10 protein-coding genes are annotated in these 13,993 nt (G+C 43.7%); all 10 read right to left on the minus strand.

Annotated features, from left to right (window positions below):
• Positions 1-66: 66 nt before the first annotated feature.
• Positions 67-2,178, minus strand: coding sequence for a type I DNA topoisomerase (topA, locus tag G589_RS0100905; protein ID WP_051192099.1), 2,112 nt, complete (start codon positions 2,176-2,178; stop codon positions 67-69).
• 127 nt (positions 2,179-2,305) lie between these two features.
• Positions 2,306-5,065: an FAD-dependent oxidoreductase gene (locus G589_RS0100910; RefSeq protein WP_051192136.1), complete on the minus strand. Its 2,760-nt coding sequence runs from the start codon at positions 5,063-5,065 to the stop codon at positions 2,306-2,308.
• A 142-nt stretch (positions 5,066-5,207) separates the two neighbouring features.
• Positions 5,208-5,552, minus strand: coding sequence for a hydrogenase maturation nickel metallochaperone HypA (locus G589_RS0100915; protein ID WP_022767264.1), 345 nt, complete (start codon positions 5,550-5,552; stop codon positions 5,208-5,210).
• A gap of 114 nt (positions 5,553-5,666) precedes the next feature.
• Entirely contained in the window at positions 5,667-6,335 is a 669-nt protein-coding gene (gene hypB / locus G589_RS0100920) for a hydrogenase nickel incorporation protein HypB (protein WP_026520743.1), read from the minus strand.
• Positions 6,335-7,456 carry a DUF5692 family protein gene (locus G589_RS0100925; RefSeq protein ID WP_026520744.1) on the minus strand — a complete coding sequence of 374 codons (1,122 nt, stop codon included), beginning with the start codon at positions 7,454-7,456 and terminating at the stop codon, positions 6,335-6,337. The genes hypB and G589_RS0100925 overlap by 1 nt, the downstream gene beginning before the upstream one ends.
• 163 nt (positions 7,457-7,619) lie before the next feature.
• Positions 7,620-10,310, minus strand: a complete 2,691-nt coding sequence (locus G589_RS0100930) for a 6-pyruvoyl-tetrahydropterin synthase-related protein (protein ID WP_026520745.1) — start codon at positions 10,308-10,310, stop codon at positions 7,620-7,622.
• Positions 10,300-10,767 carry a 6-carboxytetrahydropterin synthase gene (locus G589_RS0100935; RefSeq protein ID WP_026520746.1) on the minus strand — a complete coding sequence of 156 codons (468 nt, stop codon included), beginning with the start codon at positions 10,765-10,767 and terminating at the stop codon, positions 10,300-10,302. The genes G589_RS0100930 and G589_RS0100935 overlap by 11 nt, the downstream gene beginning before the upstream one ends.
• Positions 10,760-11,938, minus strand: coding sequence for a hypothetical protein (locus G589_RS0100940; RefSeq protein WP_026520747.1), 1,179 nt, complete (start codon positions 11,936-11,938; stop codon positions 10,760-10,762). Before G589_RS0100940 ends, G589_RS0100935 begins: the two co-directional genes overlap by 8 nt.
• Complete coding sequence (locus G589_RS18430) at positions 11,935-13,296, minus strand: TIGR03111 family XrtG-associated glycosyltransferase (protein ID WP_051192100.1); 1,362 nt, start codon at positions 13,294-13,296, stop codon at positions 11,935-11,937. The genes G589_RS0100940 and G589_RS18430 overlap by 4 nt, the downstream gene beginning before the upstream one ends.
• Positions 13,283-13,987: an exosortase family protein XrtG gene (gene xrtG, locus G589_RS18435; protein ID WP_081668886.1), complete on the minus strand. Its 705-nt coding sequence runs from the start codon at positions 13,985-13,987 to the stop codon at positions 13,283-13,285. Before xrtG ends, G589_RS18430 begins: the two co-directional genes overlap by 14 nt.
• Positions 13,988-13,993: the final 6 nt, after the last annotated feature.

Consider the following 13,993-nt stretch of genomic DNA (forward strand, 5'->3'; position numbering starts at 1 on the left):
AACAATTATAAACCCAAAAAAAGACCCGGAACTTCAAAAGTCCGAGTCTTAATAGTTTTTTAATGTTTAGTTATTTTCTTTATTGTCTTTGTCCTCTACCCATCCGCACTCAGGATTGCCACAGGCAAGCTTGTTGTTCTTGGCGTACATTACACCTCCGCACTTAGGGCACTTCTTGGCAGCAGGTCTTTGCCATGACATGAAGTCACAGGTTGGATTGTCGATACAGCCGTAGAAGATTCTTCCCTTCTTGGTTCTCTTAAGGACAATGTCTTTTCCGCACTTAGGGCAAGATACGCCAATCTTCTCAAAATAGGGCTTGGTGTTCTTGCACTCAGGGAATCCCGGGCATGCCAGGAATTTGCCGTGAGGGCCGTACTTGATAACAAGATTTCTTCCGCAAACCTCGCAGATCTCATCTGTAACTTCATCCTGAACCTGAACCTTCTCAAGAGCTTCCTCGGCAGCCTTAACCGCCTTATCAAGGTCGGGATAGAAATTCTCGATTACTGTTTTCCACTTAACATCACCTTCTGCGATTCCATCAAGAAGAGCCTCCATATTGGATGTGAAGTTAACGTCCACGATCTGAGGGAAAGCGTCAATCATCATCTTGTTGACAGCCTGTCCAAGCTCTGTGATGAAAAGAGATTTATTCTCTTTGGTGATGTAGTGCCTTGCCATGATTGTTGAGATGGTAGGCGCATAAGTACTTGGTCTTCCTATGCCAAGAGCCTCAAGGTCATGAACCAGTGAAGCCTCGGTGTAATGAGGAGCCGGCTGAGTGAAGTGCTGAGCTGACTCGAAGGTATCAAGTTTAAGCTTAGTGTTGGTATCAAGGTTCTTCATGAGAACATTCTTCTCAATCTGATCCTCGTCGTCTGTGTAGACATTAAGGAAACCGTCAAATACTGTCTTGGAGGCAGCTACTGTAAATCTGTGCTCTCCTGCATCGATCTTGACAGATGTTGTCTCATACTTGGCTGCAGCCATCCTGCTGGCCATAAATCTTCTCCAGATAAGCTGGTAAAGTCTGAACTGATCCCTTGAAAGGAAGTCCTTGACCATTACAGGAGTGTGATCTATATATGTAGGACGGATAGCTTCGTGAGCATCCTGTATCTTGCCCTCATTCTTCTTGACCCCTGCGCCGTCTGCCAGGTACTTGTCTCCGAAGTTCTTAACTATATATTCATTTGCAGCAGCTACTGCTTCATCGGATACACGAGTAGAATCGGTACGAAGGTAAGTGATAAGACCTACTGTACCCTCTTTTCCAAGTTCGATTCCTTCATAGAGCTGCTGAGCTACTCTCATGGTCTTCTGTGTCGAGAAGTTGAGAGCCTTGGAAGCTTCCTGCTGAAGTGTTGATGTGGTAAAAGGAAGTGGAGCCTTCTTGGTTCTCTCGCCCTTCTTTACATCATTTACTACGAATTTCTTGCCTTCTATAGCCTTACAGATCTCATCAAGCTCTTTCTTGGAAGAGATCTCCTTTTTCTCATTGCCTACACCATAGTAGTGTGCAATAAGCGGCTTCTTCTCACCTTCTGCCATGAGCTTGGCATCCAGTGTCCAGTATTCTGTAGGAATAAATGAATCTATCTCTTCTTCTCTGTCTGCAATGATCCTGAGCGCCACGGACTGAACACGTCCTGCTGAAAGTCCGCGCTTGATCTTAGACCAAAGAATCGGAGAAATCTCATAACCAACCATTCTGTCAAGAACACGTCTTGCCTGCTGGGCATCAACAAGATTCATATCGATATCTCTTGGATGCTTCATAGCTTCCTTGACTGCGTTCTTGGTGATCTCGTTAAATGTAACTCTCTGCACCTTGGCATCTGCTTCATCCAGCTTAAGTGCCGAGCAGAGATGCCAGCTTATAGCTTCACCCTCACGGTCCGGGTCGGTTGCGAGATAAACTTTGTCAGCTTTCTTGACCTGACGTCTCAGTTCAGCAAGAACATCTCCCTTTCCTCTGATGGTAATATACTTGGGTTCATAGTCATGCTCGATATCGATTCCCATGGTACTTCTTGGAAGGTCACGAACATGTCCGTTACTGGCTGCTACTTCATAGCCGCTGCCCAAAAACTTCTTGATAGCCTTAACCTTAGTGGGTGACTCAACAATAAGAAGTGAATTCTTTTTAGTGGTAGTAGTTTTCTTAGTCGCCATTAGCTGTAATAATGCCCCTTTTTATAATTTAGCCCGAAAGCTTGCTTTCTTATTAATAAACATTTTTAAAGATTAAGTCAAGTGCCCGTTTTCGAAACACTTGACTTAATCTTAAATGAAATATCGATTATTTATTGTTTTCGGGAAGCCATGCTGTCTCTTTTGGTGTCTTTTTAATGAATGGTCTTGCGACAGCCTGCTTGAGTCCGTTAGGAAGGATGTACTTGAGCTTATCCTCAGCCTTCCTCATTGTAGAAGCTCCCGGGTTATCTCTTGTGAGCTTGATGGCATCAAATTCACATCTTGTTGTGCAAAGTCCGCAGCCTACGCACTTGTTAGGATCAACGATTGATGCTCCGCAGCCAAGACAACGAGATGTTTCTTTCTTGATCTGCTCCTCTGTAAGAAGAGGCTTGGTATCACGGAATGTAAGCTTTCCGTCTGATGTCTTTCCATCGCCCGGATGCTGTCTTCCAACGTGGTCATAATCCTTAATTGAAATGTCATCCTTATCCAGCTCGATAAAGAAGTTAGGATCACGTCCGATTGTAAGTGAAGAATGAGGCTGTACGAATCTGTGGATTGACTCAGCTCCCTCTTTTCCGCATGCAATGGCATCAATTGCAAATCTTGGTCCGTAGAACATATCTCCGCCTACGAAGATGTCTTTTACTGTGGTCTGGAATGTTACGCTGTCGGCAACAGGAGCCGGTCCTCTAAACTCAACATTCTCATCCTTAAGAAGGTCGCCCCATACAGTTGCCTGTCCTACTGCAAGGATAACATTTGAGCATGCAATCTCCATGGTCTGGCTCTCATCATACTTAGGATCAAATCTTCCCTCAGCGTTCTTAACCTGAGTACATTTCTTGAATACGATACCCTTAACCTTGCCGTTCTCTGTAAGGATCTCCTTAGGTCCCCAGCCGCCCTGAAGGATAATGCCTTCAGACTCTGCAACCTCGATCTCCTCAGGAAGAGCAGGCATGATATCTCTTGTCTCAAGAGAGACCTGAGTAACCTTTGATGATCCACAGCGTATAGCTGTACGGCTTACATCGATAGCAACGTTACCGCCACCGATAACAACTGTATCGCCGTCAAGCTTGTAGTTCTCATCATCGATAACATCGTGAAGGATATCTACACCCTTGATAACGCCCTCAGCGTCTTCACCGGGAACATTTACACCGCGTCCGCCCTGGCAGCCGATAGCAATATAGAATGCCTTGTAGCCTTCTTCTCTGAGCTGCTTAAGAGTGATGTCCTTACCAACCTCAACTCCGAGACGGATATCTACACCGAGGTCTCTTAAAACATCAACCTCAGCCTCGATTACATCCTTCTCCATTACGAAGGAAGGAATACCGTAGGTAACCATTCCGCCGGGCTTTTTGTTCTTATCGAAAAGAGTTGGCTTGTAGCCCTTAAGTGCAAGGTAGTATGCACAGGAAATACCTGCAGGACCTGCACCTATGATAGCAACCTTCTCGTCAAAGCCTCCGCCGATTCTTGGAATTACCTTCTCAGGAACAAAGCGTGTCTCTGACTTAAGGTCACGCATTGCAACGAATTTCTTGATCTCATCGATTGCAAGAGCCTCGTCGATGGTTCCTCTTGTGCAGGCGTCCTCACAACGTCTGTTACATACATGTCCGCAGACAGCAGGAAGTGGATTGTACTTCTTTATAAGAGCAAGAGCCTCATCATATCTGCCCTGTGAAGCCATCTTGATATATCCCTGAACAGGAAGATGTGCAGGACATGCTGTCTTACAAGGTGCTGTACCACTCTTGTGAGTATTGATACGGTTAATGTCACGATAGTCCTCTGTCCACATATCTGTAGACCACTTCTTCTCTGTAGGAAGAGGCATCTTAGGATAGATAACTTCGCTTCCGTCCTTCTTGCAGAGCTTCTGTCCAAGAGTAGCTGCACCTGCAGGACAAACCTCTACGCAGCGTCCGCATGCAACACAGTTATTCTTGTCAACGTGAGCCACATAAGCAGAACGTGACATATTAGGTGTATTAAAGAGCTGTGATGTACGAAGCGCATAGCATACGTTTACATTACAGTTACAAATAGCAAAGATCTTCTCAGCTCCGTCAATGTTTGTGATCTGATGAACAAAGCCGTTGTCCTCAGCCTGTTTAAAGATTTTAAGAGCTTCTTCCTTGGTGATATAACGGCCGTCCTTCTGAGTCTCTACAACATAATCGGCCATATCACCTACTGCGATGCACCATCCTTCAGGATCGTCAGCACAGCCTTCATCAAAGGTCTTTCTTGATCTTCTACAGGAACAAGGTGATGCAGCGTATTTTCCCTCATAGTAGTCGAGCCAGTATGATATTTTCTCAAGTCCGATTGCTTCACCCTGCATATCTATTGCCTTCTCAACAGGGATTACATGCATTCCGACACCGGCTCCGCCCTGAGGTACCATATGTGTAAGTCCCTCGAGAGGAATACGAGTCATTCTCTCAAAGAAAGGGCCTCCCTCAGGATGAGCTGCCAAAACCTTACCGTTCATGTTGGAGAACTCTGCAGATCCGGGAACGAACATAGGAAGTACATACTGCTTCTCATGCTTGGGGTTCTCATAGTTCCACTCGATGATTCCGTTGTAGGACATTTCATCAAGGTGCTTCTGGAGTTCCTCTTTAGAATATTCAGGGCAAAGAGCTGCAATCTGATCAAAAGTCTTGGGCTTACGCTTCTCCATCTTAAGTGCGATCTCGCACTGTTCATCTGTAACAAGGTTATAAACACCCCAGTATTCAGGGCTTTCTTTTGTTATTTTCTTAATGCCAAGCTTGATTTCTTTTCTGTCGGTGATATGCGTAACGAGCTTTGCCAGTGGCTCTCTGAAAGGCGCATCCATATCGACAGTCTCAGGAATGATTCCTGCTCTTGGGTCTATTTTATTTCTATTGGGATCCAGTGAATAAGGAAGCATCAGATCCTGCATATCAAATTGATTTTTGTCCATCTCTTACCCTCATCTTTCTTAACTGAAAAATAGTTTACGTTGCAGCTATCTCTTTTATCATGAATTCGTTACCCTTAAGGAGATAGGTGTGTTCGCTACCACATTTGGGACATATCTTGCCATATGTAACCGTCTCGTATTCACTCTTACAATCCTCGCAGAAAGTGACGGCAGGCAGAGTCTCTATGATGAGCTCTGAGTCCTTCATGAGTTCTGTCCTGTTTGATGCCCACTTCCAGGCGTCTGTAAGAAGTGATGGAACAACACCGGAAACCTCTCCCAGCTGCAGAGTTACCGAATGAATTTTCTCAAGTTTGTTTTCTTTTCCCACTTCTGTAAGATCGTCTATTATGCGAAAAACAACTCCTAATTCATGCATGTTCAGTTGACCAACCTTTACTAAGTTTTCAGAAAAAATGCCGGGCGATAACGCATAAACGTCCCTTTTGTCTTATCGCCCGGCATCTCCATAATCTCTTTTGCCAATAATTATTTACTTAATGCTCTCATCAATGTTCTCTGAAAGCCACTTAGCCCACTCCTCGATACCTTCGCCGGTCTTGGCGCAGATAGGGATAACCTTTGCCTTGGGATTGCGCATGTGGATGTACTCCTTGCACTTCTCAAGATCAAAGTCAAAGTATGGCATTACGTCTATCTTGTTGATAAGAACAACATCGCAGATAGAAAACATAAGCGGATACTTCAGGGGCTTGTCATGTCCCTCAGGCACTGAGAGTATCATGGCATTCTTGGTGCTGCCGGTATCAAACTCAGCAGGACAAACAAGATTTCCGACATTCTCAAGGATTGCGAAATCCACATCCTCAAGGCCAAGTTCACGAAGTCCCTGTCTTGTCATATCAGCATCAAGATGGCACATTCCGCCTGTATGAAGCTGTATGGACTTAACTCCGGTCTGCGCGATGGTCTTGGCATCAACGTCTGAATCAATGTCCGCTTCCATTACACCAATTCTGTATTTATCCTTGAGGGCCTCAATTGTTCTGGTAAGAGTTGTTGTCTTACCTGACCCCGGGGATGACATAAGGTTTAAAAGAAATGTCTTAGACTCCTTAAGTTCTCCCCTTAGCTTCTCAGCATCCTTGTCATTACTTTCAAAGACGCTTCTCTTAACTTCTATGACTCTTATATTATCCATTAGCCTTCAGCACGCTCCATTGCAAGATCGAAGTCCTTAGTTCCAACGAATACGTTGTTTGAATAAGGGTTCTTGCCCATCTTGATAGATCTTCTGATGATCTCTGTCATGCAGATTACGTTGATTGCGATTGCAAGGATTGCTACAACTCCCTGAGCTGTAGGATTAGCTGTGATTCCAAGTTGAGCAATTGCCTCATTAGCAGCTACTGTCTTGCCCTGACCTGCATTAAAGAGTGCGATAGCCTTGTCGTAAAGCATTGCAGTATTTACGCCTGCCTCAGTTGCTCCGCCGTAAACTGAAGGAAGAGCTGCCTGGAATCTTCCAACAAGCTGGAATGTAGGAACAACCTGTGCCCACATGCACCAGATTGCAAGTGTGTTAGCACGGTTCTGGATCCATGCTCCCTTGTTCCAGAATGCGTTAGCAAATGTAGGAGCAAGAAGAAGTGCAACACCACAGTACCATGAGTGTGTAGGAAGGTTGAGGTATGTGTACTCGAAATTCCATACATCGTATGCAAGGATGAACCAGATTGTCATATCAGGCCAAAGCATATCTGCATGGTTCTTGTCCTTTGATGTGTAAAGGTGAATACATCCTGTCATACAGAAGATGTTGATAAGACCTGCGATAGCGTTAACAACGTTCCACCATCCACCGTAGATGAATACACCCTCGTTAGATGCCCACCAAGCACCTGAAAGGTTGCCGGCGATCTTGTAAGATGCAATAGCTGACTCCATATCAGATACGTTAGCGATCATAATGTTAGCAGCAACGATGAACCAAGGGAACCACTTGAACCATTTCTCCTTGCCGATGCCCCATTTGTACTTGATCATCATGAAGCCTACGCAGCCGATATCAGCAGCATAAAGCTTGAAGTAATGGAACCATCCGTCCATGTATGCAACTGTTGGGTTAGCCTTTCCGCCAAACATGCCAACGTGTGCAAGAATAAAGTAAATTGTTAAAATAGTTGGAATGATAACAAATACTAACATTCCGCCGGCCTTTGTTCTACGACCGATCTCGTTCATGAGAATAAGACCCACAAACACCAGTACCCAGCCTATGAGCTGCATAGAAGCAGCGTCGCTATAGAGTTGGAATAACATAATTAAATCCTCCTTTGATATCGCATTGTATTTTTGTGCGCAATATCACTAATATATTATACTATAGCATATTGCACAATGAAGCACAACCTTTTTATGGAACATTTTGTTCAATATGGGGCACTGCAACGCGCTAAAGCAGTTTCCTTTTTCGTATATTAATTCACCGATTTCCAAACGGAATATCAAAGTCGTCACCTGACTTCATAGGAATATCAAAATCTTTGTCAAATTTCTTTGCACTCGTCTCAGTTTCCACAGGCTTAGAATTCTGTTTGATTTCTTCTTTTGTTTCTTCTTTCTTCTCTTCTTCCTTCACTTTCTGAAGTTCCGGATAGAAATATTCTTTCTCCTCTTTCTCCTTTTCAGGGTCCTTTTCTTCTGCCTTCTTCTCTTTCTTACTGATAAGTCCCTTATCCCTAAGGTCAGACCTTCTTACATACCACAGAAGAAGCACCAGTAATAAAAGACCTGCCACTGTGACCAGGATCCCTTCTATAAAGTATGGAGGAGTGATCTTTATCTGTGTATGCCCTTTCCTTACAATAAGAAGATTGTTGTCGGTAAATATCTCCTGATCAGACCTGAAACAGTCATGATAAGAAAGACCTGTATTTAAATAATCTGCTTCAGAATCAATTACTATCTCATTATTCCCATAGCTTATGGCTATAGGATATATCTCTCTTTGCGGAAGCACTCCCGGATCCATTCCCATGACCCACTGCATAAGCTTCTCAGCGTTGATATCCTGAGTCAGGTAGTAATAGAACGGAATATTCAGTCCTATATAGCATAGATTTTCATTTAGTCCGGTGCCAAAGAAAGCCAGTTCAACATTGTTGTCGGAGATGGTTCCGCCCACATTATGAAGGCCGTTCAGATAATAGGTAACCCACTTTGAATATCCTCTCGGGAACAGATCGCAGTCCATCTCACCAAAGTCTTTTGTATATAAGATCGGATAGCCGTTCTCAAACTGCACAACATTACAGGTTACGCCCAGGAAGGTCTTTGATCTCGTCTCTCTGTCTTCTGGCATTCCGTCTGCAAGAATAACGATCCTGACTCCGTTCTTTGAAAGGGTTTCAACCATGTCCTCCGCCCTGTTTCTGTCTTCGTACATAAATCCGCTGAGATATATGGTCTTAAACTGCTTCAGATATTCATAGGAATAGTGATCAATGTAATAATCTCCGGTTTCCTTTATGTTAGGAAATGCCAGGGACAGACTATACGCACTGTATCCGATTCCAATGGCATCATACTTTGCCTTCGTACCAAAGGTCCCATCCACATTCAGATGGTAGAGCATATAATTTTCATTCTCGTCAATAATATCGTAGCCAAGCACTTCAGCTGCTTTATCAAGCTTTACAAGAGTTCTCTCCCCATAGGTTGCCTGATCCTTCTGAATAATGATGGTATCTGCTCCGAGCTCAATGCACCTGTCAAACATGTAAGCAAAATACTCATCACTCATTGCGCTGTTAAGGCGCTTGGTGTTTCCATTTGTAACGGAATACTGCCATCCGCTGCCGAATACGCTCATGTTTTCGCCTATAAAATCACTGATGAGGAACGCACCTTCCGCGCCCATACTTGATAAGTCGAAAAGAGCTATTCTCTGAACACACAGCTCTTTTGCCTCGGTAATTAGAGCATCATCGCTCTCTTCAATGTATCTTACCTGAGGCGCTGCATTGTTCTGGTGACCGATTATCCAGTAAAAAGAAGGAACACAGTCCGCGCAGATAATGATCACAAATAAAACCAGCACCCACTTCCTTAGTTTTTCCCAATAGAGAACTCCAACCAGAACAAATGCAAGTGCTATTGACAAAAACCTCAGCATCAGCAAAAGCTCAGATCCGGGGACTATGCTTATCACCGAATAAGCCGATGCAGCAGTCAAAACGACAATAAGGATTGCTGTAATAAATCCGGGCGCAGCTTTCCTGTTGCTTGCCAGCGCGCCAAGTATGGCAATTATAAATAATGAAAGTCCGAAGTATATAACCTCGGGAGACCTGGTCATCCTGAGGATTGGATTTAATGTAATAAGTATATTCTGGAAAAATCCGGCCGCATATTCTTCTCCTTCAGCAGCCACTTCACCTTTATAGTACGGAACCAGGAAAAATCCACAGATCAGAAAAGCTGTAACAATCGACGCAATGATCTTGGCAATACGTCTTCTCTTTTTCCAAAAGAGCCTGTAGATGACAAGGAACACCAAAAGGCTCACGGTGGTCATCTTCGCAAACTCATAGTTTGTCAAAAGCATCAGCAAAATAGATAAACAAAGCCCTAAAATATGAAGATAGTAGCCATTATCCAGAAACTGATACAAAAAGTAGAAAATCAGCGGAAGAAAAGCATACGCAAGCGTCCTTGAAAGCTCTCCCTCCACAAAGAGTGTATGCATATTGTTCGGAAGGAAGAACCACAATACACCCAGTATCAGTCCGAGAACGGGTCTTTTCTTAAGGATTCCGACCATCGTCCAGGTAATAAGCCCCAGGCAAAAGACACATTCCACATAGTAAAGGTATGCAGCGAAAACGTTGCCCCCTGCTGCAAGTTCGCATAAAGCAAAAGCCATCGGAGAAAGCGGAGGCTGATATCTGAAGGGTTCCACACCGTTATACATAAGCCTTGAATAAATAGGAACATTCCCGTCACGAAATAGCGACTTATACAGAATATCGCCCCTAAAAACATGGTACATGGTGTCAGACCCTGAAGGGTAGAGTCCTCCCGATGCCAAAAGGTCCGTAAGTACAACAGAAATCCCTGCCCCGATTATGAACATAAATATTATTACAATAAAATTTGTAACCTTATTCTTCATTTATGCTCTCTTCAACAATTGAATGTATGATATTTCCAAGAGCGTTTCTCGTATGCTCCTGGAGATCGTTTAAATACTCGTCCCTTCCTCTGAAGGAATATATATATGTTCTTGATGGAGTCTCGCTGGCTTCTATCTTGATGAGAAGCCCTCCTATCTTCTTTACTTCTTCATAGAAATGCGGTGCAAAATAATCCATCATATTTTCAAGGGTCGGAATAACATGGTCAAAGGGTTCAATATCGTTGATAAGCTTGTCCTGATAGGGTTCAAGGTATTCATCGATAGCCTTCTCAAAGTCCAGGAACTTGATGAATTTGTCCTTATCTACAAGCACCTCAATTACAAACTCCCAGGTGTGGGGGTGCGACTCGCCCTTTTCGCCATTGAAAATAACGAAGTGATTGGCATTAAGATAAAGTTTGAACTTATACTCTCTAAGCGCGTCATTACGCATTCTTTTTATCCTCTGAGTTTTCCTTTGCTCTGTATCTGGACTCGGTCCTGCTGTCAGGCCTTTCTATCTTTGGACCGTTTGCAGAAACAAGAGGCGGATTTCCCATAATTTCCATGATCTTTTTAAACTTATCATCAAGAGATGAAGAGCTTACTGCTGTCTCACTTCCAAGGAACTCGCAGTCGCCCTTTATCATCTTCGAAAGCTCTTTTGCCTTGGTGGCATTGCACTTGACGCATAGAATAAGCGCCAGATGAAGCCTTCCGTCATAAAACTTAATATCGTGCTTTCCCAGTGTCACGCAGTTTTTGCCAAAGAACCTTGAAACAGTTTCATTCCCGCCATACTTAAAGGCAACAAATGAAATCGGAAAGGCAGCTCTTTTATCCTTATACTCATCAAGGAAGAGTTTTATTGTAGGCAGGGAAAAGAGATTTTTCCTGTTGTCATAGATCTCATCAGTAGTGAGTTTCTCGTTGAGCCTCTCTACAGCATTGTTGACTTCCACAAGCTCCTGCCCTGTCACAAAGATCTTTTTCTGCATGATGTTGTAGAGGATCGTGATCAGTATGGGCATTATGAATATCAGCGAATAAACCACGATGAAGATAATGATAAGTTCCATCTTAGAGCCCAGGAACTTGTTGTTATCAAGAAGGACTGTGGTATTTGTCAAAAGACATATCCTGTATTCTTCTCCGCCGTACTCAAAGAGCGCACCTGACGCGATATAGTCTTTTCCGTCAAGCTCTATCCTCTCATGGTTTACCTTATTGACGATGAGGTTGTCGATAAAGCTTGTTGCCGAATCGGACCTGTAATAGGAATTAGCCGTCAGAGACTGGTATCTGTTGGTCTCAAGGGCATCCTTTACATAGAGCATTGTCTGCTCCTTTGAAAAAGTCCAGTAACGGTTTGATGAGGAGTCCAGAGTGCTCAGGATATTCTCAATGATCTCCTGGTCAGTTCTGTTCTCTTTGAGGTTTATCTGATCGATAACCAGCTGAACGTACGAGTCCTGCTGAGTTGCGCACACGTCAATAATACCGTCCTCATATCTTTTCATCTCAAAGAACGTGAGGGCAGCAAGTCCGGAGGCGATGATTGCCATAAGGATCAGAACCAGCGTAACGCTTATGTACTTTTTCTTTTTCTTATTGCTCTTACTCATGGCTCATTTAAGAAGGAATAGAGCTTTCCGCTAAGGCTTGTCAGCTTTATTGCTTCTCTCTTAACTTCCTCTTTGTACTCTTCTATCTCTTCCGTCAGTGTCTTGGTCTTCCATGCGCTGGTGGTGTTCATGCTGTTAAAGATTCCGGTAAGTCTGATAAAGAATGTCAAAACGTTAAACAGAGGAAGAATCGGTACTACCCACCAGAGCGTCCTGTAATACTCCCTGATTTCGGGAAATTCCTCCAGAAAAATACTTATCGATACAAAATACAGATATGCGATGAGAATGTAACAGACCATTACCAGTATCGTTGAATACATGATCATGGTTGTTGAAAATCCCATCAGGAAAAGACATAGCAGCGCAATGCACCATACAACTCTCGGGAACGCAAAGGTGTGGTCGTATATAAGTGTCCTTACGTTAACATCTTTCAGGATTCTTATGGGTCTGAAGCTCCTTGAATCAAAGAGCTTTGCAACTTCCAGAGAGCCCCTCTGCCATCTCTGCCTCTGGGTGTATAGCTTGTTCATGCCCTCGATAGGGCCTACAAAGTAGATCGCGTTGTCACAGAGCTTAACCTTCTGCCCCATGAGATATCTCATCTGGAATGTGATCTGCGTATCTTCGGCAATGGTATTGGTGTTGTACATTCTGGACTTGAGCACCGTAGACTTTCTGAAAGCCGAGAAAGCTCCGGACAAGGTATATACGTTGTTTTTCTCTGAAGCATAGCTTCTTCCTGCCAGGAACGCCTCAGCATACTCTACAAACTCGATCTGCCTAAGGAGTCTTGAAAAGAAATGCTTGTACTCGTTGATCTGTTCAGGAATGGTCAGGATTGCTCCTGTCATACAGCCGATGGTGTGATCCGATTCGAACTGATCCACCATGTTCTGCAGCGCATGCTTTTCCAGCACTCCGTCTGAATCTATGTTGATGATGTATTTACCCGTGCTGTTATAAAGAGCCATATTAAGAGCTCTTGATTTTCCCTGCCTGGCATTTAGCCACTGCATTCTGATGGTCGGAAACTCCTTCTGCGCCTCAGTGTATACGTGGAAGGAATCATCCTTTGTCCTGTTGTTTACAAGATAAACTCTTATTTTGTTGTCATCATAGGTCGATTCGTGTATGGACTTAATACAGTCGTGAAGCGAATCGCAGGAATTATATACCGGGACGATAAGGGATATCTCAGGATAAGCCACCGGCTTTGGAGGCCTTGCGTTTTTTATCCTCTTCTTAATGAGGACTATAGCGCTTCCAATTGACGGGATGATCTCCATTATGAAAGGGATGATTATCCATGCGCCCCAGAATATAAAGGAGTTTAGAAGATTATTTATTCTCATCCGCCTTCTCCTTGGAACTATCATCAGCAGCATCCGTCTTCGTTGGCGCCTTTTCCTTGTCATAGGAGAAGCTTCCGACCTTCATCCTGACAACCTGCGACTTAGTGAAGACGTAGAAGTACAGCACGATCGTTGCAGCATAAAAGAAAATTCGGCCGACATACGTGTGTGCTATATAATACATATCCTCGCCGCCGAAATGGATCATGGTGGCGATAATTATAATTCTCAGGGCATTGGCAACAATGATATAGATAAAACCAACTGCAGAAAGGATTGCTCTCTCAGAGACGGAATAAACTCTGTAGAACGTCAGGATAGAGAGATAGACCATGATCTCGATGATACCCGAGCACTCAAAATCTATCTGCAGAGTAATGGAGCCGTTTCTTGTTCCAACAAACAATATTCCATATTTAAAGAAGGGAGTGAAAGTGCCGGTGAGTCTTCCCACAAATCCTGCAAGAGCTGCTACAATCCTGGCAAGGGGCTGAGTCGCCCAGGGACGAACAAAGATCATCATAAGTACAAACATTCCAAGCATGCCTACAGTTATAAAGGCCGCCTGGTTCTTTATCCGGTAAAAGATCCTTAGGTTAACCAGCCAGATAATTGTAAGCACAACAAATAGGATTATCTTTGTTGTCGTAGAAAAATTGATAGTCGAAAAAAAGGTAGAAAGTCTCTGCATAAAAAA

Source organism: Butyrivibrio sp. VCB2001 (assembly GCF_000423965.1).
Taxonomy (GTDB): Bacteria; Bacillota; Clostridia; order Lachnospirales; family Lachnospiraceae; genus Butyrivibrio.

What these genes read in the sequence shown, in the direction of transcription:
- xrtG (WP_081668886.1), bottom strand. Translation starts at nt 13,987, where the DNA reads ATGCAGAGACTTTCTACCTTTTTTTCGACTATCAATTTTTCTACGACA.
- G589_RS0100925 (WP_026520744.1), bottom strand. Translation starts at nt 7,456, where the DNA reads ATGTTATTCCAACTCTATAGCGACGCTGCTTCTATGCAGCTCATAGGC.
- hypB (WP_026520743.1), bottom strand. Translation starts at nt 6,335, where the DNA reads ATGGATAATATAAGAGTCATAGAAGTTAAGAGAAGCGTCTTTGAAAGT.
- G589_RS0100940 (WP_026520747.1), bottom strand. Translation starts at nt 11,938, where the DNA reads ATGAGTAAGAGCAATAAGAAAAAGAAAAAGTACATAAGCGTTACGCTG.
- G589_RS0100935 (WP_026520746.1), bottom strand. Translation starts at nt 10,767, where the DNA reads ATGCGTAATGACGCGCTTAGAGAGTATAAGTTCAAACTTTATCTTAAT.
- topA (WP_051192099.1), bottom strand. Translation starts at nt 2,178, where the DNA reads ATGGCGACTAAGAAAACTACTACCACTAAAAAGAATTCACTTCTTATT.
- G589_RS0100915 (WP_022767264.1), bottom strand. Translation starts at nt 5,552, where the DNA reads ATGCATGAATTAGGAGTTGTTTTTCGCATAATAGACGATCTTACAGAA.
- G589_RS0100910 (WP_051192136.1), bottom strand. Translation starts at nt 5,065, where the DNA reads ATGGATGCGCCTTTCAGAGAGCCACTGGCAAAGCTCGTTACGCATATC.
- G589_RS18430 (WP_051192100.1), bottom strand. Translation starts at nt 13,296, where the DNA reads ATGAGAATAAATAATCTTCTAAACTCCTTTATATTCTGGGGCGCATGG.
- G589_RS0100930 (WP_026520745.1), bottom strand. Translation starts at nt 10,310, where the DNA reads ATGAAGAATAAGGTTACAAATTTTATTGTAATAATATTTATGTTCATA.